Here is an 18,093-nt window from a genome sequence, read left to right as displayed (position 1 = left end):
CTTCCGGGTAGTGTGGATCCAGAAATGTTCACGTTGACCATCAATCAGACGGACAGCCGGCGCGACGGCGACCAGGTGCCGCAGCTGCTCAAGGCGCTGCGGCACATCCCTGCGCGCCTGGACTTCGACCGGTCGGTGGAGGACGAAGTCCAGGGAATCGTCGACTGCCCGCACCAGGCCGTGGATGCCGCACTGATCGCACTTCGCAGCGGGCACTGGTACGTGGGGATCGGCGCGGGGCCGGTAAATGAGCCGCTGCCCAACCAGATCAAGGACGCCTCCGGCCACGGTCTGGTGTACGCGCGCCGCGCCGTGGACAGGCTCCGCAGCAGCAAGGAGCGGATCCCGGTGGCGGTGGAAGGACCGCTGGCCGATGTCGCCCACGACGCCGAGGCCATCCTCAGGCTGCTGGGCCATATCGTGCGTGACCGTTCCGATGCTGAATGGCGGGTGCTGGACCTGCTGACCCCCGGTGTCCGGGGGCAGCAAAAAGCCGTGGCGCAGGAACTGGGCATCACCACCCAGGCCGTCAGTAAAGCGGTGGCCCGGGCGCAGTGGAATGAGGAGCACGGCGCCCGGCCCGCAGCTGCCAGGTTGCTGGCACTGATCCTCGAAGCCCGGTAGCCAGCTGACTGTCCAGGCAGCGCTCTTTAGCTACCTTCCGGGCCGGCCGGCCTAGTTGCCGGCGGCTGCCATCACGGGCTCGCCGTTGAAGTACTCCAGTTTCCAGCCGTCCACCGCGTGGTGGTGCGCCAGGTTCAGCACCGCGTTGTCCACGCTCGCCAGGGTCTGGCCAATGGCCCGGCTGAGGCTCACGCGCAGCAGGGTGCCGTGGGTGACCACCAGCAGCCGCTGGCCGCGGAACTCCTCCGCCAGCGCCTCCAGTGCGGCAAGGCCGCGGCCGGCGGCCTCGTCTTCACTTTCCGCGCCCTTGAAGCCGCCCGGAATGCGCAGCGCGTCCAGCTCGGGTCCGGCCTGCATCCCTTCGGCCGGGCCGAAACTGCGCTCGGTGAGTTCCGGAACGCGCCGGGAAACCGCCAGCCCGAGCCCTTCGGCAATCAGGTCTGCGGTTTCCGCGGCACGGCTGAGGGGCGACGAAACGATTGCGTCCCATTCGTACGGGGCAAGGACGGCGACGGCGTCCCTCGCCTGGCCGCGTCCGACGTCGTTCAAGGGGATGTCGGTGGCTCCCTGCAACCGGCGCTCGGCATTCCAGTCGGTCTGGCCATGGCGGACGAGGGCGAACGTCGTAAGGGTCATGCTTCTATTCTGCCTTGACCCAGGACGCGGTCCGGAATCGGGACGGACGGAAGTACCCCGGCCTAGAGGAGGCTGCGCAGCACGTGGGCGGCGCCGTCGTCGTGCACTGAATGGGTGACCTCATCAGCGGCGGCCACCACCTCCGCCGGAGCCTGGCCCATGGCTACACCCCGGCCGGCCCAGGTGAGCATCTCGATGTCGTTCCGGCCGTCACCGACGGCGACGGTGAGGTGCTCTTCAAAACCAAGGCGGACCCGAAGGTTTTCCAGGGCGCTGGCCTTGGTCACCCCTGCGGCAGCGATATCCAGCCACGCAGTCCATCCCACCGAATAGGTCACTCCCGCTAGGCCCACATGGTTGATGGCCTCGTTGAACTCCTCCGGCGTGTTTTCGGTGCTGAAGACCACCACGCGGACGGCGGTGGCTTCCAGCATGGTGTGGAAGTCCACGCCCACGGCCTCCACCCCGAAGCTGGCGTCCTGGAACCGCTCGGTGGAGAGGAAATTGCCGTCGGCATCCTCGAGTGCGTACTTGGCGGACGGGAGGCGCTCCCGGAGCGCACGCAGGGCCGGAGCGGGATCGAACGTGGCCTTGTGGATCACTTCGTAGCCGTTTTCGAGTTCAGGGTGGAGCCGGAGCGTTACGCCGCCGTTGCAGCAGACGGCGTATCCGCGCTCGATTCCGATCTTCTCGATGATGGGAAGGGTGGCGTTCAGGGAGCGGCCGGTGGCGATCATCACCTCGTGCCCCGCTGCAACCACGGCCTGGGCGGCTTCCCGCACACCTGGGGACATGTGGCCGTCGTGGTTCACCAGGGTGCCGTCCACGTCCAGGGCGACCATGAACTTCTGGTCCACAGCGGCGAAGCCGAGGGTGTTGGTGTTGGTGTTGTTGTTCGGATTGTTGTCTCGCCGGTCATCGTTGCCGGCGACTGAGGTTTCAGTCAGCGTTGTCATCCACATAGTGAACCAGACGTAACTGACACGCGCTAGGACGCAGGACACAGGTTTATTGAACTGTTGGTAAACACGGCGGATTCCCACATCCCGGCGGTCCCTCGCGCAGCAGATCCCCCTGGGCGGACGAGTCCCCGTCTTCCCTGGACCAACAGTCCTCACCTCGTTCGCACATCCGTGCCTTCACGGTTCTGATTAGCGAACCAGCTTCTGATTCGCGGGCGAGGACGTGCCGCAGCCCGGGCGGAGTCCGGCTGCCAGGAGCGGGCGGAGTCCGGTTGCCAGGAGCTTGCACCGCAGCCGGCTGGGGTCCGTGAGGTCAGCCCATCGCCAGCGAACAAAGCCGTGGCCCAGCGCCCGGATCCGGTCCTCGCGGAGCTTCTCCCGATATACGGCCTCGTCAGCCGTCATCCCGTCACGCAGGGCGGCCTGGACGTACTTCCCCTTGCCGTCGAACTCACCCACCACCCCCTGGGAAGGCCACCAGAAATCGCTCCTGCCGATGAAGCCGCTGCCGTCCCTAAAGACGTGTTGAAGTTCGGGCTGTTCGAAACCAAGGAACTCAAAGATGGCCCGGCTGTACGACTCCCCAACGGACTCCGGCTGGGGGCTCGCCAGCGCAGCGACCCGCTCCGCGCGGCGCCGGGCAGCCGCAGACGGAAGAGCCGCTATGCCGGCGGCAATGCCCGGCACGGACAGAAGGCTGGCGCCAGGATCCACAACGCCGTCGGCCAGGAGTTTGCGGGCGGCCCCGTCTGCGAGTACCAGTGCCTGGCTCAGGTTCGTGGAGGAAATGACATCCACGGTGGTCTCCATGAGTCCTGTGCAGAGGAACTCCCCATGGCGGACAGGTTCCAGCACGCTCTTGAGCCGGTACCTAAGCGGATAGGAACGCGTGCGGCGCACGTCTTGGGCCGTTCCGTCCCCGCCCAGGACCAACAGCGGCGATTTCCTGATGCCGCTTCGGCCGGGCAAGGCAGTCGCCAACTCCACGCACGGTGGCGTTCCCAGCGTCGGCAGACCGCTCGCCACCGCTGCCGTTTGCCCGCACAAAACGGCACCTTTGACCGATCTGGCGAGTGACGTCGTCGTCCATGCGAAGCGCTGGGACGGCAGCGCGTTGAGCCAGTCCTCGGTGGAGACGTAGAAGCCGCGCCGAATCCGCACCAGTTGCCCTGCCTTGAAGGCGCGGTGCACGCCGTCGGTGCCGGCGCCCGTGCGGAGAATGGCGGCAGTATCAATCAGTCCGGGCGGCATGTCCATTCCAACAGGATGTTGGACCATGGAAGCGCGGTCACCGGTCCGCTGCCTGTATGTGGACAAGCGACCGTCAGGCCTAAGCATGTTCGCGGATCAGAACCATGAAGGTCCTGATCCGCGAACAAGCTTATGAAAGGTCCTTTAGAGGACCGGCAGGACCTCGAGGCCGCCCAGGTACTTCTGCAGCGCCTTGGGCACGTTGACGGAGCCGTCCGGGTTCTGGTGGTGCTCCAGCAGCGCCACGATCCAGCGCGTGGTGGCGAGGGTGCCGTTCAGGGTGGCCACTGCCCGGGTGCCCTTGGCGACGCCCTCGGAGTTCACCACGCGCTCACGGATATTCAGGCGGCGCGCCTGGAAGGTGGTGCAGTTGGAGGTGGAGGTCAGCTCGCGGTAGGCGCCCTGCGTGGGAACCCAGGCTTCGCAGTCGTACTTGCGTGCGGCGGAGGTGCCGAGGTCACCGGCAGCGGTGTCGATCACGCGGTACGGCAGTTCGCACTTGGCCAGCATTTCCTCTTCCCACGCCAGGAGGCGCTGGTGCTCGGCGGCGGCCTCTTCAACAGTGGTGTAGATGAACATCTCCACCTTGTTGAACTGGTGGACGCGGATAATGCCTCGGGTGTCCTTGCCGTGCGAGCCGGCCTCGCGGCGGTAGCAGGAGCTCTGGCCGGCGTAACGGATGGGGCCCTTGGAGAAGTCCAGGATCTCGTCTGCGTGGTACCCGGCCAGGGCAACCTCGGAGGTGCCCACCAGGTACAGGTCGTCTTCGGCGAGTCGGTAGATCTCGGCGTCGTGCTTCACATCGAAGCCGGTCCCCTGCATGGTCTCGGGACGCACCAGCGTGGGGGTGATCATCGGGACGAACCCTGCCTCGATGGCCTGGTCCATGGCCATCTGCAGCAGGGCCATCTCCAGCCGGGCACCCACACCGCGCAGGAAGTAGAACCGGGCACCAGAGACCTTGGCACCGCGTTCCATATCTATGGCGCCGATCAGCTCGCCGATCTCCAAGTGGTCGCGCGGCTCGAAGTCGGGGAATTCGCGGGGGGTGCCGACGGTCTTGACCACCACGTAGTCGTCCTCGCCGCCCTCGGGCACGCCGTCCTCAATAAGGTTGGGGATGGTGCGCAGGAGTTCTTCCTGCTTGGTCTGCGCGGCATCGGCCTCGGCAGACGCAGCCTTAACCGAGTTGGCGAGCTCCTTGACCTCTGCCAGCAACGCCTGCTTCTCTTCACCCTTGGCCTGCGCCACCTTCTTGCCGAACACGTTCTGCTCGGCGCGGAGGTTTTCAAAGCGGATCAGGGCAGCGCGGCGGGCGGAATCCGCGGAGATGATCGCGTCCACCACTGATTCGTCCGCGCCACGGGCACGCTGGCTGGCACGGTATTTCTCCGGGTTTTCGCTGAGGTCTTTTACGTCGATCACCACACAAGGGTATCCAATACCGCGCACGACGGCGGGCGGCAGGGTGCGTGCCCCCACGCGCCGCCCGCACGGCTACTGTTGAAGCACCATGAGCGACTGGATTCTCTACCTGCTGATTGCGGTGGCGCTTGCCTTCGCCACGTCCAGCTGGTGGGGGGTGCGCCGCCTCAAAGCACTGCATATGCGCAGCACCGTGGCGGGGGAAGTTTACGACTCCGGGCTGGCGCAGCAGCGGGTGGCCGTGGTCCTGAATCCAATCAAGGCGCGGGCCGGGGAAGCGAGGGAAATCATCCAGCGCGCCTGCCTGGCAGCCGGGTGGGAGGAGCCTGTCTTCTTCGAGACGACGGCGGAGGACCCCGGCTTTTCCCAGATGCAGGCCGTCCTGGCCGGCAAGCCGGACGTCGTCCTTGCGGGCGGCGGCGACGGTACCGTCCGGGTGGTGGCCGAGGCCCTGGCGCACACGGACATTGCCATGGGTTTGATTCCACTGGGTACCGGCAACCTGCTGGCGCGGAACGTGGACCTGGATGTGAACGACCTTCACGGCAACGTCCAGACAGCACTCTTCGGCCGCCAGCGCTACATCGACACCGCACGGATGGCCATCGAGAACTCCCGGACCGGCCACTACTCCGAGCACATCTTCCTGGTGATCGCCGGGATAGGCATGGATGCCGAGGTCCTGGCCGACACCAATGACGGGTTGAAGAAGGCGGTCGGCTGGCTCGCGTACACGGAGGCGGGCGTACGCCACCTGCCGGGCCGGCGAAAGAAGGTTTCCATTGCGCTGGACGGAAACCCGGAGCAGGTAAGGAATATCCGCAGTGTGCTTTTCGCCAATTGCGGCCTTGTCCCCGGCGGCATCGACCTGATCCCGCAGGCCATGATCGACGACGGCATGCTCGACGTTGTGGTGATGAGCCCCCGCAGCGCGCTGGGGTGGCTGCTGATGTACGTGAAAATCATGTTCAAGCACAGCGGCAAGCTGCCCATCATGACCGTTTACCGGTCAGGCAGGGTGGTGATCAAGTGCCCCGAACCCATGCCCACACAGCTCGACGGCGACACCTCGGGTGAAGCCACGCAGCTCACCGTCCAGGTTCTGCCGCGGTCACTCCTGGTCCGGGTCAAGCGGGACGTCCATGGCAGCAGTGCCACGGCGGTGCGTTAGCAAAGGTGCGTTGACAAAAGAGCGCTGACAGCGCTGTTACGTGACAAAAGCAAGAGTGCTGCGCGGCTCAGGCGCTGGCCTGCTTCTTTGCATCGGCGGCCGCCTTGGCGGCAGCGTGGGCTTCAGACTGCTCGCGGATCATGGCCTGCTCTTCCTCGAAGCGCAGGCGGTCGGCGCGGTCAGCGTCATCCCCGTCCCAGTCCTGGTTGTCAGCGGTCGGCTTGGGGTTGACGATCATCCCCTGGCCGTCGTTCTCAGTGCTGCTGGTCATGACCCTCTCCCTTCGTCAGGGGCCATACCCCGTGTGGATCAAGCAAGCATACGCATTGTCCGCAGCCCGCGGAAGTAGTTCCCAATCCATTTGCCTACGCTCTGGGCGAAGCTGCGGAACCGGTTTCACCTGCGACGGATTCTGCATCGAGTATGGATTCAACCCATGATTGGGCCGCAGAGAACGCCGCGTCGGAGACATAGGCCGGGACCGGCGTCTGCTGCTTGTCTGCCCGGGCGTACGAGCCAAGGAAACGCGTCCCCGGGCTGATGCGGTGCAGCCCCGCCAGCGCGTCGGCCACCCTCGCCTCGCCTGCGTGGCCGTCGGCATCAATGCTGAAGAAATAGTGTCCCAGGTACTGTCCCGTGGGCCGGGACTCGATCCGGCTGAGGTTGACGCCGCGGCTGGCGAACTGGTCCAGGATCTCCATCAGGGCTCCGGGACGGTCCTCCGGAAGCGGCACCACCACCGTGGTTTTGTCCGCACCGGTCCGCGCCGGCAGGGCCCCTGGCAGGCTCACCAGGATGAAGCGGGTGACCGCACCCGGGTTGTCACCGATATCCTCCGCCAGCACGGACAGTCCAGCATGTTCGCTGGCCACCAGCGGCGCGCAGATGGCCGCGTCGTAGTGGCAGTCGGCCGCCAGCAACCCCACGGCCGCGGCGGCGGTTGAGGAACCGGGAACGTATTCCGCATCGGGTATGTTCTTGTCCATCCACAGCCTGCACTGGGCCCAGGCGTGGCCGTGCGTGGAAACGCGCCGGACATCTTCCAACCGAGCCCCGGGACGGGTTACCAGGACAAAGCTGATGGGAATCAGGACCTCGCGGATGATCCGCAGTTCCTGGCCGGTGGCGATGGCGTCCAGCGTGGCCGTGACACCGCCCTCCACGGAGTTCTCGATGGGGACCATGGCGGCGTCGGCCGCACCTTCACGGACCTTCCCAAGGGCGGAGTTGACGTTCGACGCCGGGATCCTCACCGCCTCAAGGGCATCGGGTACCTGGAGGAGGGCAGCCTCGGTGAAGGTGCCTTCCGGACCCAGGAACGTGTAGGTGCGGGAAGTACCGGCCACTAAAGCACCAACGGCTTGAGTCCGTTGTCCGAAACCAAAGGTTTGCCGGCTTCCAGCCACTGGTCCATCCCGCCCGAGACGTTGATGGCGGAATATCCCTGGCCCGTGAGCCATTGGGCAGCGCGGAAGGAGCGGCCGCCCGTACGGCAGATGACATAGAGGTCCTCGTCCGGATCGAGCTCACCCAGCCGGGCCGGGATCTGGTCCATGGGGATGTGGAGTGCGCCGTCAGCGTGGCCGGCGACCCATTCGTAGTCCTCCCGGACGTCCAGGATCACCGCGTCAGCGGGAATGTCATGCACGGGGACGGTATCGAAGTCACTCATCGGAGTCCTGTCTTGGCGGATCAGAGTCAGGTTTAAGCCTAGCTCTTCCGCCCCCTTCCATCGTGAACAGGTATGCAAAAAGCCCCGGGTTAGGCTGGTGAAGCCCAAGGAGGTTTTCATGTCCCAACAGCCCGCCGCCCTCCCCGCACCCCCGGCTCCGGCCGCCCGCACGGAACGGCCTGCCGGTGCGCAAACGGAGTCCCGGTTCCGTGACTGAACTCCATGAGCTTTCGGCACTGGCCCTGCGGGACCTCCTGCGGAGTGGAGCAGTGTCCGCCGCGGAGGCCGCCGCCCATTTCCTGGCCCGGACCGGCCAGCGGAACGCCCTTCTCGGCGCCTTCATCACCGTGACCGCGGAACAGGCCATGGACCAGGCCAAGGCGGCCGATGCCCTGCATGCCCGCGCCGACGCCGATGACCTGCCTGTGCTGCACGGCATGCCCCTTGCCTTCAAGGACCTGACGGACGTGGCCGGGGTGGTGACCACGCACGGCAGTGCCGCCCTTGACCACAAACCCGCCCCCGCCGACGCTCCGCTGGTGTCCCTCTTCAAGGACGCCGGCGTGGTTTCGCTGGGCAAGACACAGGTACCTGAATTCGGACTGACGGCCTACAGCGAAAACCGCATCGCACCGCCGTCGCGCAATCCCCATGCACCCAGCAGGAGTTCGGGAGGTTCGTCCGGCGGCAGTGCAGCGGCCGTGGCAGCGGGGCTGCTGCCTTTCGCTCCGGGGACCGACGGCGGCGGGTCAGTCCGCATCCCGGCGGCAGCATGCGGCCTGGTGGGCCTGAAGCCGGGCCGGGGGCTGGTGGCAGCCGGGGAAAGTGCCGGCGATCCCGCGCGGCTGGTGGTGCCCGGTCCCCTTGCCCACAGCACGGAGGACGCGGCGCTGATGATGGACGTCATGGTCCCGGGAAACCACTACCTCCGGGCAGTGCAACAAGAGGAGCCGCCGCGGCTGCGGATCGGCGTCACCCTGGACAGCCCGTGGTCCGGCACGTTTCCCTTCACGCCCGAACAGGACGCCCTGGACGCGCTCCGTGCCGGTGAGGCCCTCCTGGAACACGCCGGCCACAGCCTGGGTGATGCATCCGTCCGCTACGACAACCGTTACCCGGATGCCTTCACGACGGCGTGGACCGCCGGGGTGGGCGCAGCCAGGATCAGTCCGACGCGTGAAGCTCTGCTGGCCCCCTTGACGCGGACCTTCCGCCGTCGGGCACAGCAGCGCAGCCCCGCCAAGCTCGCGGAGGCACTGGCATTCCTGCGGCAGTTCCAGCATGACACGGTGGCGCAGTACGGGCAGTGGGACCTGATGCTGATGCCGGCCCTGGCGCAGACGCCGCGGCCGGTGGGATGGTTTACCGGCACGGCGCATGGCGGGGAGCGCTGGCCGTCGGCGCAGTGGCCCGGGGACGCCGACGGCGACTACCGGAAGCAGTGCGAATACGCCCCGTGGTCCTCCATGGTGAATGTGTGCGGCCTGCCGGCCATCACCGTTCCCGTGCACTGGACCGCGGGTAGCGCCGGCAGTGGACTTCCCATGGGAATCCAACTTGTTGGCCCCATGGGCTCCGAAGCCCTCCTCCTGCAGGTGGCCCACCAGCTGGGCTACTAGGGAAACTTCGGGAAGCTTCGCCGGAGGGCAGATGTTGACCTGCTCCTAACACCGGCTTAATCCGCTGGTAACCCTGGCGGCGCACACTTGAAGGAGCACCTTTCAGCACCCTCCATTCGCCCTCCGCCCGATGAGGAGTTGCCCCACCATGAACGTTGAACACCCTGCCCCAGGCACCGAAGCCACCATGACGGCAGACGACGGACGTCCAGACATGAGCAACTCGAACGTCAGGGAAGACCTGGCGATGACCGGCCGGTGCGCGCTGGTCCACCTGCCCACGGGACGGACCTGCCTCCTCCCCCTCCGGCATCAGGGGCCCTGCGAGTTCCACCGCCCGCAGGAGGCACAGGACGTGGTTGACGGCGCCTGACAATCGCGGACATTACTCCTGCCGCAGCGGAGGCCTCTGGTGCATTCGTTGCCCCTGGACTGCGTTGGCATATCGACTCCCCCGCCAATCAGGAGGACGATTAAAGGGCAGTCACCATGAGGAGGTCTGTGATGTGCTACGCATCGAACAAGGACTTCGGGTGGGGCGCCAGGAAAGAAACCAAGCGCCGGCCTGAAGCCGAAACGGAAGCCCCTGCGGAAACTCCGGAGGAGCCGGTCAAGGCACCGGACTTCACGTTCTGGGCCTTCCCCAACTGGCGCAGGATGCCTGCGCCCCGCACCCCCTCCGCCGAACGGAGCAAGGAGAGGGTCTGACCCGGGCGGTGAGACCCGGGCCGGGCTGACCGGACCGGACCGAAAATGGTCCGGCCAGACTGCCGGAAGGAGGGGTTCTCACGTGAGGGCCCCTCCTGGCCGACAGCTCCCCCGCACCCTTTTCCTGCGCAGGTCATTGCGCCGGTCATGACGCAATTCCTAACGCAGGACGCGGTACCGGTCGTTGTGCCGCGTCAACCGGGGCGTCTATGGTTAGACAATAAGCATGCTTAGCATTTTGGGAAAGGGGACGGACATGAGCGCAGGACAGTACACGCCAGGGCCGGAAGGCCGGCAGGAACCGGATGCCACCACGCCGTCGAACGCAGCGCAGCCATCGGGAGACCGGGCCGCAACCTACGGCGGCGCGCCGTCCTACGCACCGGACGCAGGGGGAACAGTCGGAACAACGGGGACACCGGCCACCGGGACAGCGGCGACGGGCCGTGGAGTCCCTGAACGCAAGGTCACCCGCGCCGGAGTCATCTGGGCAGGTGTCGTGGCATCCTTGGTGCTCCTGATCCTGCTGATCGTCTTCATCCTGCAGAACCAGGGCCAGGCCCTGGTCCGGTTCCTTGGTTTTGAGGGGTCCGTCCCGCTGGGGATGGCAATGTTCATCGCTGCCGTATCAGGCGGCGTCTTGGTGGCCGTGGCAGGCGGAGCGCGCATCCTGCAGCTGCGCAGGAACGCCCACCGGACCAGACTCCAGTCCAGGAGGTAGTCCCTTGGCAGCGGGTGCCGCCCGCCGCCGCGGGCGCTTCCCGCCACGGAAAGGCTGACCGCAGTGGGCAAGGTCGTGGTGATGAACCATGTGACGCTCGATGGCGTCATGCAGGGACCGGGGCGCCCGGACGAAGATCCCCGGGGAGGATTCACCGGCGGCGGCTGGGCCGTTCCGCGTGCCGACCAGGCGACAGTCCAGAAGATGGGCGGGCGCATGGGCGCCGGCCACGCCTTCCTCTTTGGACGGCGCACCTACGTGCAGCTCCTGTCGTCATGGAACGCCCAGGGCGGTCCATTCAAGGACGCCCTGAACAACACGCCCAAGTACGTCGCTTCCGGTGACCCCGCCTTGAAGCTTGAGTGGCCAAACTCAACGCTCCTTCGCGGGGACGTTCCGGCGGCTGTGAAGGAGCTCCGGGAAACCTTCCCCGGGAACCTCGTGATCATGGGCAGCGGAGTGCTGATCCGCAGCCTTATGGCGGCAGATCAAATCGACGAGTACCTGCTCATGATCCATCCCCTGGTGCTGGGCAACGGTCACCAGCTTTTCACCGGGGCAACAAAAACGCCGCTGCGGCTCCTCGAAGCCGAACACACCGCCACGGGCGTCATTATGGCCCTCTACGTGCCGGACCAGCCGTAGGAAGCGCCGGAACCGATACTCCGGCGCCTCCCGGGCCTGCCCCCCACGGCCAAGTGGCAACCGTCAGCTGCCGCCGAGGGATGCGAACTTCCGCGCCCGGGCAGCCACGAGTTCCGGCACGGGAACGCCGGCCACCGAGCCCAGCTCAAACTCAATCGCCCGGGCCATCCGGGTGCAGAATTCGCGCGGCTCCAGAGAAGCATCGTCCCGCTCATCCACAATGTGGTCCACCAGGCCGTTCGCGTACAGCGCGGCCACGTTCACTCCCTGCGCCTGGGCCATGGCCGGGGCGAACGCGGTGGTCCGGTGCACGATGGCGCTGGCACCTTCCGGAGGAAGCGGTGAAAGCCAGCTGTGCTGGGCCGCGATGGTCCTGTCCGCGGGCAGCAGTGCCAGCGCACCTCCCCCGGCGCCCTGGCCAAGCAGCACGGACACCGACGGCGATTCCAGACCGATCAGTTCGTGCAGCGAGCGCGCAATTTCGCCGGCAAGTCCGCCCTCCTCCGCCTCCTGCGACAAAGCAGCGCCGGCGGTGTCGATCACGGTGAGCAGCGGCAGCCGCAGTTCCTCCGCCAGCTTCATGCCGCGGCGCGCCTCCCGCAAGGAACCCGGTCCCATCCCGGCGGCGTCCTTCCGAAGCGGGCGGGCGTGGCCCAGGACGATGCAGGACTGGGTGCCAAAACGCGCCAGTGCCAGCAGCAACCCGGGGTCCTTCTCCCCCTGTCCGGTTCCGTTCAGGGGGAGAGCGTCGGTGGCGCCGACCCTCAGCAGCTGGCGCAGGTCCGGCCGCCGGGGACGCCGGGAGATCCCGATGGACGTCCAGGCGTCAACTGTTGAAGGCCGGACGTTGAGGGTCTCGGGAGGGGCAGGGCGCGCAGCCACCGGGCCCCCGGGAGAGAGGATGTCCAGTGCCCGGCCCACCAGGTCTGCAAGATCGCCGGGTTCCACCACGCCGTCGATCAGTCCCTTGTGGAAGAGGTTCTCCGCCACCTGCACGTTCTCCGGGAACGCCTCGCCGTACAGCGCCTCGTACACCCGGGGACCCAGGAAGCCCAGCAGGGACCCAGGTTCCGCCACATTGATGTGGCCCAAGGAACCCCACGATGCCATGACGCCACCGGTGGTGGGGTGCCGCAGGTAGACCAGGTACGGCAGCCCGGCCTGGCGGTGCGCCCGGACGGCGCCGGTGATCTTCACCATGGACAAAAACGCGAGCGTCCCTTCCTGCATCCGGGTTCCCCCGGACGCAGGCCCGGCCAGCAGCGGCAGCCCCTCCGCGGTGGCGCGTTCAACGGCGGCAACGATCCGTTGCGCCGCCGCATGGCCGATGGAGCCGGCCAGGAAGGAGAATTCGCTGACGATCAGCGCAACGCGGCGGCCGCGGATGAGGCCGGCGCCGGTGACCACCGACTCATCGGCGCCGCTGCGTTCGCGCGCTTTTACCAGGTCGCGGGCGTACTCGTCAGAGACGTCCGGCTGTTCCGGTTCGGTGTCCCAGGAGACGAACGAGCCCTGGTCCACCACGGCGTCCAGCAGTTCGGTTGCGTTCAGGTGCCACACCTTTTCCCTCGTCGGCATGCTATTTGGCCCCCGCCGTTGCAGAAGCCAGGCCCAGCCACTCGCGGATTGCCGGCCCGTCCTCGTCCAGCAGCGGCGGTGCATCGTGCTGGGTGGGGGTGGTTTCGGCCGCATCCCCGGGAGCGAAGAACCGCAGCGGCGGGCCGGGCAGGCTCACTTTTCCGAGCAGCGGGTGGTCCACATCCACCACCAGCCCTTGGGATGCCACCTGCTCCCAGGCGTACACCTCGTCCAGCGAGCGGACCTTCCCTGCCGGGATCCCGGCGTCGTTCAGTTTCGCCAGCAGTTCCGCCGCACCGTAGCCGGCAAAGGCGCGTTCGACGGCGGCAATCACCCCCGCACGGTTCCGCACCCTTTCGACATTGCTGGCAAAGCCGGGGGCACCCGGCTCCAGGCCAAAGGCCGCAGCAAAGGACGCCCACAGCTTCTCGCTGCCGACGCTGATCTGTACGCTGCCGTCCTTGCAGTTGAACAGGCCGTAGGGGGCGATGGACGGGTGGTGGTTGCCCTGGGCCTGGGGAACTTCGCCTGCAACGGTGGTCCTGGTGCCCTGGAAGGCATGGACGCCGATCAGCGATGCCAGCAGCGACGTGCGTACCACCTTGCCCTGGCCGGTCCGGGTCCGCTCCACCAGCGCCGCGAGCACGCCGAAGGCGCCGTTCATCCCGGAAAGCAGGTCGGCAATTGGAACGCCGACGCGCTGGGGGTCGTCCGGCCCTGACCCGGTGAGGGACATGAGTCCGGCCTCGCCCTGCAGGATCTGGTCGTAGCCGCTGCGCTGGGACTCGGGCCCGTCGTGGCCAAACCCGGTGATGGACAGGATCACCAGCCGCGGGTTGATCTCATGCATCGCCGCGGTGGAGAAGCCCAGCCGGTCCATGACCCCGGGCCGGAAGTTTTCGATCACCACGTCCGCCCGCTCCAGCAGGCCGCGGAGCACCGTCTGCCCGTCGCCGCTCTTCAGGTCCAGGCTGATGGACTCCTTGTTGCGGTTGCAGGACATGAAGTAGGTGGACTGGAGGTCGTCTTCGGGGCCGACGAAGGGCGGCCCCCAGCCGCGGGTGTCGTCACCGGTTCCGGGGTTCTCCACCTTGATGACGCGGGCGCCGAGGTCCGCCAGCATCATGCCTGCGTGGGGCCCGGCCAGTGCGCGGCTGAGGTCGACGACGGTGTGCCCGGCCAGGGGGCCTTGGCGGTTCTCGGTGCTCATGGTTTGGGTTTCCTTTCTGGAACGGGTGGCGGACGGCCGCCGGTGTGGGGCAGCGGCGGCTAGAGCCAGCCGGGCACCACCAGCGCCAGCCATGCCAGGACGGGGCCGGCCACGATCACGATGCCGCTGTAGCCGAGGATCCGCTTGTAGAACTGGTCCTTGTCCACGCCTTCCGGGGCATTGGCCAGAACCAGCGCGCCGTTGGTGGAGAACGGTGAGACGTCCACGATGGTGGCGGACACTGCGAGGGCGCAGATGACGCCGACGGCGCCGATCTCGCCGGTGGAGAGGAACGGAACCGCGAGCGGGATGAGCGCTGCAAGGATGGCGGTGGAGGAGGCAAAGGCGGATACCACGGCACCGATGAAGCAGATGATGAGGGCGGCCAGGAGCGGCATTCCCATTCCGGCAACGCCGCTGGAAACGAACTTGATGGTTCCAGCTTCCTCCAGCACTCCGACGAACGTCAGCATGCCGCAGATCAGCAGCACGGTGGACCAGCTGATCTTGTTGATGGCCCCCTTCTGGGCTGCGGGTGACACCAGGGCCAGCACAATGGCGATGGTGATGGAGACGAAGCCGACGTCCATCTTGAAGCCAAGGGCCACGACGGCCAGCACGATCAGGCCTGCAATGGTGACCAGCTGCGGAATCCGCTCTTTGCGCTCCTTGGTGGCCGCGACGCCGTCGCCTGCGGGGTCCCGGGGACCGTACATGCCGGAGCCGAAGCCCTTGAAGGGGACGTCGGCGCCGGCTTTGGCGCCGACGCTGACGGCCATCCGTGCCTCAGCTGCCTGCTCCACGAACTGTCCCACCTTGGAGGACATGAGGTTCCTGCCGCCGAGGACCACGAAGAGCACCAGGGCGATGACCAGGTTGAAGATGAAGCTGGACAGGAACAGCGCGGTGGGGCTGAAGGCAAGGTCCGTCTTGGCCAGGATGCCGTTGACGGTGACACCGTAGACGGCGATGGGCGAGAAGCCGCCCGCCTGCGCGCCGTGGATCACCATCATGCCCATGAGCAGCGGGCTGATCTTGTACTTGCCGGCGAAGCTCAGGGCGATGGGGGCAATGATGGCGACGGCGGCGGGAGACAGGGCGCCCACGGCGGTGATGACGGCGGTGATGGCGAACATGACCCACGGGATGAGGGCAACGCGGCTGCCCACCAGGCGGACTGCGCCGCGGACCAGCAGGTCGATGGTTCCGTTGTTCTGCGCTATGGCGAACAGGTAGGTGACGCCGACGATGGTGAGGAAGAGGCCGCCGGGAAAGTTGGCCAGGATCTCGTTGGTGGACATGCCCAGCACCAGGGCGCCGAGCAGGAACGCGCCGACGAAGGCGAGCGCGCCCATGTTGAGGGGCAGGACGGTGGCGAGCAGAAACATCGCCGCGAGGATGATGATCGATAAGACAGGAGCGGACATCGTTGGTCCTCCGTTGGGGGAAAGAAAGAATGTGACGTGAGTTACTGGCTCACTGGACTAGCCTCTTAGACAGTGAGTCTATCTGTCAATAGACGAAGGAGGTATTCTGGTCCCTACGACCCCGAGGGAGGGCTTTGTGGAGAAGACAGCACGGCTGGGCCTGGAACGCGTCACGCGGCCCCGGCTGTACGAGCAGCTGGTGGAGCAGATCCTCGCCTACATCGAGTCCGCCCAGCTCCGGCCGGGCGATCTCCTGCCGGCGGAGCGCGACCTTGCCGAACGGCTTGGGGTTTCCCGCGCCACGCTGGCGCAGGCGCTGGTGGCCCTGGAAGTGCTTGGCGTCATCGACGTGCAGCACGGCACCGGCGCAGTCCTGGCCCGGCGGCCCAGCGTAGCCTCGGTCATCAAGGGCCTGCGCGAGCACCAAAGCCGGCTTCCCGAAATCGTGGAGGCGCGCAGCACCCTGGAAGTGAAGCTTGCCGCCCTCGCCGCCGAACGCCGGACCGACCAGGACCTTGCCGCCATCGACGATGCCCTGGACGTCATGGCCAGGGAAATCAACGACGGCGACCGCGGCACCCACGGCGACGAACTGTTCCACCAGGCCATCACCGCGGCAGCACACTCGTCCGTCCTGGCACAGCTGATGGCCTTCATCGCCGAGATGATCCTGGAAACGCGGATGGAGTCGCTGGGGCAGCCCGGCCGGCCCGAACAGTCCCTGGCGTCGCATCGGAAAATCGCCGATGCCGTCCGGGCCCAGGACGCGGCGGCGGCCGCGGACGCCATGCTGGCGCACATCGAGCTTGTCTCGGACGTGGAACTGCTCCGCTAGCCAGGCCGCGCGACACGCGGAGGCGTCTGGTTTCCCGGACAGCAGGACCCGGTTGCGGGTGTTGGCCGGCCGCCAAACCCGGTGTGATGGACCCTACGTTTCCATCACTGAGGAGTTAGGCCATGGCCGGAGGCAGTACCGCCGTTGAGGCACGATCGATCGACATGATCCCACCGGGCGAGCGGCACGGACACCCGCGCGGCCAGTTCACCCTGTGGTTTGGTGCCAATGCCCAGATCACCGCCATCGTGGACGGCGCCCTGGCCGTGGTGTTCGGCGCGGACGCCTTCTGGGCAATAGTGGGCCTGCTGGTGGGAAATGTGCTGGGCGGCGCGGTCATGGCCCTCCACTCAGCCCAGGGTCCCAAGCTGGGCTTGCCGCAGATGATCTCCAGCCGCGCCCAGTTCGGCGTCTACGGGGCCGTGATTCCGCTGGTGCTGGTCATCCTCATGTACGTCGGGTTCGCCTCAACAGGCACCGTCCTCTCGGGGCAGGCGATAAACCTCATGCTGGGAGTGGACGCGCCCGCCGTCGGAATCCTGGTCTTCGGTGCCGCAACGGCCCTGCTGGCCATCCTGGGGTACAAGTACATCCACGCGCTGGGCCGCATCGCCACCGTACTGGGCCTGGCAGGCTTCCTGTACCTGACCCTGGCGGTTGCCACCAAGTTCGACATCACCCAGGTGATGATGGTCAAGGGCTTTGAATGGCCCACGTTCCTCACCGCCGTTGCCCTGGGTGCCGGCTGGCAGCTCACCTTCGGCCCATACGTTGCCGACTACTCCCGCTACCTTCCCGCGGACACCTCGGAACGGAAGACCTTTTGGTACACCTTCGCCGGCTCGGTGGGCGGGGCGCAGTGGGCCATGACCCTGGGCGCCCTGGCCGGCGGACTCTCCGCCGCCAAGCTGGGCGGGGACTTCCTGAAGAACCAGGTGGGCTACATGGGCGATCTCGCCGGCGGCGGGCTGATCGCCATCTTCATCTACCTGATGATCGTCACCGGCAAGCTGACGGTTAACTGCCTGAATGCCTACGGCGCCTTCATGTGCGGCGTGACCATCAGCACCGCCGTCAACCGGAGGGATACCGTCTCCAAAGTCGTGCGAATTGCCTTCATCGTGGCGGTAATCGGCGCCAGCGTGCTCATCGCACTGTTCGCCAGCAAGGATTTCCTGAACCTGTTCAAGAACTTCGTCCTCCTGCTGCTCATGGTCTTCACGCCCTGGTCCGTGATCAACCTGGTGGACTACTACAAGGTCTCCCGGGACCGGCTGGACATCCCCGCCCTCTACAACCCGGACGGCCGCTACGGCCGCTGGAACGTGGCCGCCCTGGTTTCCTATGGAATCGGCGTCGTCATCCAGGTCCCGTTCCTGGCGCAGGCGCTGTACACGGGCCCCGTCACCAAGCTGCTGGGCGGCGCGGACATTTCCTGGCTGGTGGGAATCGTTGCCACCCTGGCCGTCTACTACCCCTGGGCCAAGGCCACCAACCGCGCGCCGGCGGAGACCATTTACCCCGGGTATCCGGTAGAGGTGCCCGCCACCGCAGCAGTCAAGGGGTAAGGCACGACGGCGGCAGAAGGCACGACGGCGGCACGGGCGCA

General features: G+C 66.7%; 19 protein-coding genes. 9 read left to right on the top strand and 10 right to left on the bottom strand.

The genetic code is table 11. The features are described 5' to 3' along the window. Positions 1 to 24 precede the first annotated feature (24 nt). On the top strand, positions 25 to 624 hold the full coding sequence (locus tag ACEN9K_RS02080; protein ID WP_056388417.1) for a hypothetical protein: 600 nt from the start codon (positions 25 to 27) through the stop codon (positions 622 to 624). A 51-nt stretch (positions 625 to 675) separates the two neighbouring features. On the opposite strand, the gene ACEN9K_RS02075 is transcribed toward ACEN9K_RS02080, so the two are convergent. From ACEN9K_RS02075 to serS, 4 genes are all read right to left on the bottom strand, one after another. After that, a complete protein-coding gene (locus ACEN9K_RS02075; protein ID WP_018770269.1) occupies positions 676 to 1,260 on the bottom strand; it encodes a histidine phosphatase family protein in 585 nt (194 codons plus the stop codon). A 62-nt stretch (positions 1,261 to 1,322) separates the two neighbouring features. Continuing rightward, the gene (locus tag ACEN9K_RS02070; protein WP_268002418.1) at positions 1,323 to 2,216 is read right to left on the bottom strand and encodes an HAD family hydrolase; all 894 of its coding nucleotides are present in this window, start codon (positions 2,214 to 2,216) and stop codon (positions 1,323 to 1,325) included. Between the two features lie 195 nt (positions 2,217 to 2,411). After that, the gene (locus ACEN9K_RS02065) at positions 2,412 to 3,479 is read right to left on the bottom strand and encodes a hypothetical protein (protein WP_495635103.1); all 1,068 of its coding nucleotides are present in this window, start codon (positions 3,477 to 3,479) and stop codon (positions 2,412 to 2,414) included. A 138-nt stretch (positions 3,480 to 3,617) separates the two neighbouring features. After that, a complete protein-coding gene (gene serS / locus ACEN9K_RS02060; RefSeq protein ID WP_026265933.1) occupies positions 3,618 to 4,898 on the bottom strand; it encodes a serine--tRNA ligase in 1,281 nt (426 codons plus the stop codon). 88 nt (positions 4,899 to 4,986) lie between these two features. On the opposite strand from serS, the gene ACEN9K_RS02055 reads away from it, so the two are divergent. After that, entirely contained in the window at positions 4,987 to 6,069 is a 1,083-nt protein-coding gene (locus ACEN9K_RS02055) for a diacylglycerol/lipid kinase family protein (protein WP_018770273.1), read from the top strand. 67 nt (positions 6,070 to 6,136) lie between these two features. Here the strand turns inward: ACEN9K_RS02055 and ACEN9K_RS02050 are convergent, their stop codons facing one another. The 3 genes from ACEN9K_RS02050 to ACEN9K_RS02040 form a co-directional block, all read right to left on the bottom strand. Then, complete coding sequence (locus tag ACEN9K_RS02050; RefSeq protein ID WP_056388420.1) at positions 6,137 to 6,340, bottom strand: hypothetical protein; 204 nt, start codon at positions 6,338 to 6,340, stop codon at positions 6,137 to 6,139. Between the two features lie 94 nt (positions 6,341 to 6,434). Then, on the bottom strand, positions 6,435 to 7,415 hold the full coding sequence (gene pheA / locus ACEN9K_RS02045) for a prephenate dehydratase (RefSeq protein ID WP_134165318.1): 981 nt from the start codon (positions 7,413 to 7,415) through the stop codon (positions 6,435 to 6,437). Beyond that, positions 7,415 to 7,741 carry a rhodanese-like domain-containing protein gene (locus tag ACEN9K_RS02040; protein ID WP_018770276.1) on the bottom strand — a complete coding sequence of 109 codons (327 nt, stop codon included), beginning with the start codon at positions 7,739 to 7,741 and terminating at the stop codon, positions 7,415 to 7,417. The genes pheA and ACEN9K_RS02040 overlap by 1 nt, the downstream gene beginning before the upstream one ends. Before the next feature lie 209 nt (positions 7,742 to 7,950). Here ACEN9K_RS02040 and ACEN9K_RS02035 point away from each other — a divergent pair, with 209 nt between their 5' ends. The 5 genes from ACEN9K_RS02035 to ACEN9K_RS02015 all read left to right on the top strand — a co-directional run bounded on the left by ACEN9K_RS02035 (position 7,951) and on the right by ACEN9K_RS02015 (position 11,434). Continuing rightward, entirely contained in the window at positions 7,951 to 9,360 is a 1,410-nt protein-coding gene (locus ACEN9K_RS02035; protein WP_018770277.1) for an amidase, read from the top strand. Positions 9,361 to 9,508: 148 nt separating this feature from the next. After that, positions 9,509 to 9,733, top strand: a complete 225-nt coding sequence (locus ACEN9K_RS02030; protein WP_056388427.1) for a hypothetical protein — start codon at positions 9,509 to 9,511, stop codon at positions 9,731 to 9,733. 131 nt (positions 9,734 to 9,864) lie between these two features. Next, complete coding sequence (locus tag ACEN9K_RS02025) at positions 9,865 to 10,068, top strand: hypothetical protein (protein ID WP_018770279.1); 204 nt, start codon at positions 9,865 to 9,867, stop codon at positions 10,066 to 10,068. A 256-nt stretch (positions 10,069 to 10,324) separates the two neighbouring features. Then, positions 10,325 to 10,789, top strand: a complete 465-nt coding sequence (locus tag ACEN9K_RS02020; protein WP_495635102.1) for a LapA family protein — start codon at positions 10,325 to 10,327, stop codon at positions 10,787 to 10,789. A gap of 63 nt (positions 10,790 to 10,852) precedes the next feature. Further along, positions 10,853 to 11,434, top strand: a complete 582-nt coding sequence (locus ACEN9K_RS02015; protein ID WP_134165321.1) for a dihydrofolate reductase family protein — start codon at positions 10,853 to 10,855, stop codon at positions 11,432 to 11,434. 63 nt (positions 11,435 to 11,497) lie between these two features. On the opposite strand, the gene ACEN9K_RS02010 is transcribed toward ACEN9K_RS02015, so the two are convergent. Genes ACEN9K_RS02010 through ACEN9K_RS02000 form a run of 3 tightly spaced genes read right to left on the bottom strand, consistent with a single transcriptional unit; the run spans position 11,498 to position 15,649 of the window. Beyond that, positions 11,498 to 13,012, bottom strand: coding sequence for a carboxyl transferase domain-containing protein (locus ACEN9K_RS02010; protein ID WP_495635101.1), 1,515 nt, complete (start codon positions 13,010 to 13,012; stop codon positions 11,498 to 11,500). Between the two features lies 1 nt (position 13,013). Continuing rightward, positions 13,014 to 14,222, bottom strand: coding sequence for a CaiB/BaiF CoA transferase family protein (locus tag ACEN9K_RS02005; protein ID WP_495635100.1), 1,209 nt, complete (start codon positions 14,220 to 14,222; stop codon positions 13,014 to 13,016). A gap of 59 nt (positions 14,223 to 14,281) precedes the next feature. Next, on the bottom strand, positions 14,282 to 15,649 hold the full coding sequence (locus ACEN9K_RS02000) for an SLC13 family permease (RefSeq protein WP_018770284.1): 1,368 nt from the start codon (positions 15,647 to 15,649) through the stop codon (positions 14,282 to 14,284). Between the two features lie 136 nt (positions 15,650 to 15,785). On the opposite strand from ACEN9K_RS02000, the gene ACEN9K_RS01995 reads away from it, so the two are divergent. Both ACEN9K_RS01995 and ACEN9K_RS01990 read left to right on the top strand, forming a co-directional pair. Continuing rightward, positions 15,786 to 16,484, top strand: coding sequence for a FadR/GntR family transcriptional regulator (locus ACEN9K_RS01995; protein WP_056388437.1), 699 nt, complete (start codon positions 15,786 to 15,788; stop codon positions 16,482 to 16,484). Positions 16,485 to 16,606: 122 nt separating this feature from the next. After that, positions 16,607 to 18,052: a purine-cytosine permease family protein gene (locus ACEN9K_RS01990; protein ID WP_223993365.1), complete on the top strand. Its 1,446-nt coding sequence runs from the start codon at positions 16,607 to 16,609 to the stop codon at positions 18,050 to 18,052. Positions 18,053 to 18,093: the final 41 nt, after the last annotated feature.

The organism is Pseudarthrobacter sp. Pseusp20 (assembly GCF_059492155.1).
The sequence above is the reverse complement of the archived record's forward strand: the minus strand, read 5'-3'. Positions and strand labels throughout refer to the sequence as shown.

What these genes read in the sequence shown, in the direction of transcription:
- ACEN9K_RS02005 (WP_495635100.1), bottom strand. Translation starts at nt 14,222, where the DNA reads ATGAGCACCGAGAACCGCCAAGGCCCCCTGGCCGGGCACACCGTCGTC.
- ACEN9K_RS02050 (WP_056388420.1), bottom strand. Translation starts at nt 6,340, where the DNA reads ATGACCAGCAGCACTGAGAACGACGGCCAGGGGATGATCGTCAACCCC.
- ACEN9K_RS02080 (WP_056388417.1), top strand. Translation starts at nt 25, where the DNA reads ATGTTCACGTTGACCATCAATCAGACGGACAGCCGGCGCGACGGCGAC.
- ACEN9K_RS02055 (WP_018770273.1), top strand. Translation starts at nt 4,987, where the DNA reads ATGAGCGACTGGATTCTCTACCTGCTGATTGCGGTGGCGCTTGCCTTC.
- ACEN9K_RS01990 (WP_223993365.1), top strand. Translation starts at nt 16,607, where the DNA reads ATGGCCGGAGGCAGTACCGCCGTTGAGGCACGATCGATCGACATGATC.
- ACEN9K_RS02070 (WP_268002418.1), bottom strand. Translation starts at nt 2,216, where the DNA reads ATGACAACGCTGACTGAAACCTCAGTCGCCGGCAACGATGACCGGCGA.
- ACEN9K_RS02065 (WP_495635103.1), bottom strand. Translation starts at nt 3,479, where the DNA reads ATGGACATGCCGCCCGGACTGATTGATACTGCCGCCATTCTCCGCACG.
- ACEN9K_RS02030 (WP_056388427.1), top strand. Translation starts at nt 9,509, where the DNA reads ATGAACGTTGAACACCCTGCCCCAGGCACCGAAGCCACCATGACGGCA.
- ACEN9K_RS02020 (WP_495635102.1), top strand. Translation starts at nt 10,325, where the DNA reads ATGAGCGCAGGACAGTACACGCCAGGGCCGGAAGGCCGGCAGGAACCG.
- ACEN9K_RS02000 (WP_018770284.1), bottom strand. Translation starts at nt 15,649, where the DNA reads ATGTCCGCTCCTGTCTTATCGATCATCATCCTCGCGGCGATGTTTCTG.
- ACEN9K_RS02010 (WP_495635101.1), bottom strand. Translation starts at nt 13,012, where the DNA reads ATGCCGACGAGGGAAAAGGTGTGGCACCTGAACGCAACCGAACTGCTG.
- ACEN9K_RS02025 (WP_018770279.1), top strand. Translation starts at nt 9,865, where the DNA reads ATGTGCTACGCATCGAACAAGGACTTCGGGTGGGGCGCCAGGAAAGAA.
- ACEN9K_RS02075 (WP_018770269.1), bottom strand. Translation starts at nt 1,260, where the DNA reads ATGACCCTTACGACGTTCGCCCTCGTCCGCCATGGCCAGACCGACTGG.
- ACEN9K_RS02040 (WP_018770276.1), bottom strand. Translation starts at nt 7,741, where the DNA reads ATGAGTGACTTCGATACCGTCCCCGTGCATGACATTCCCGCTGACGCG.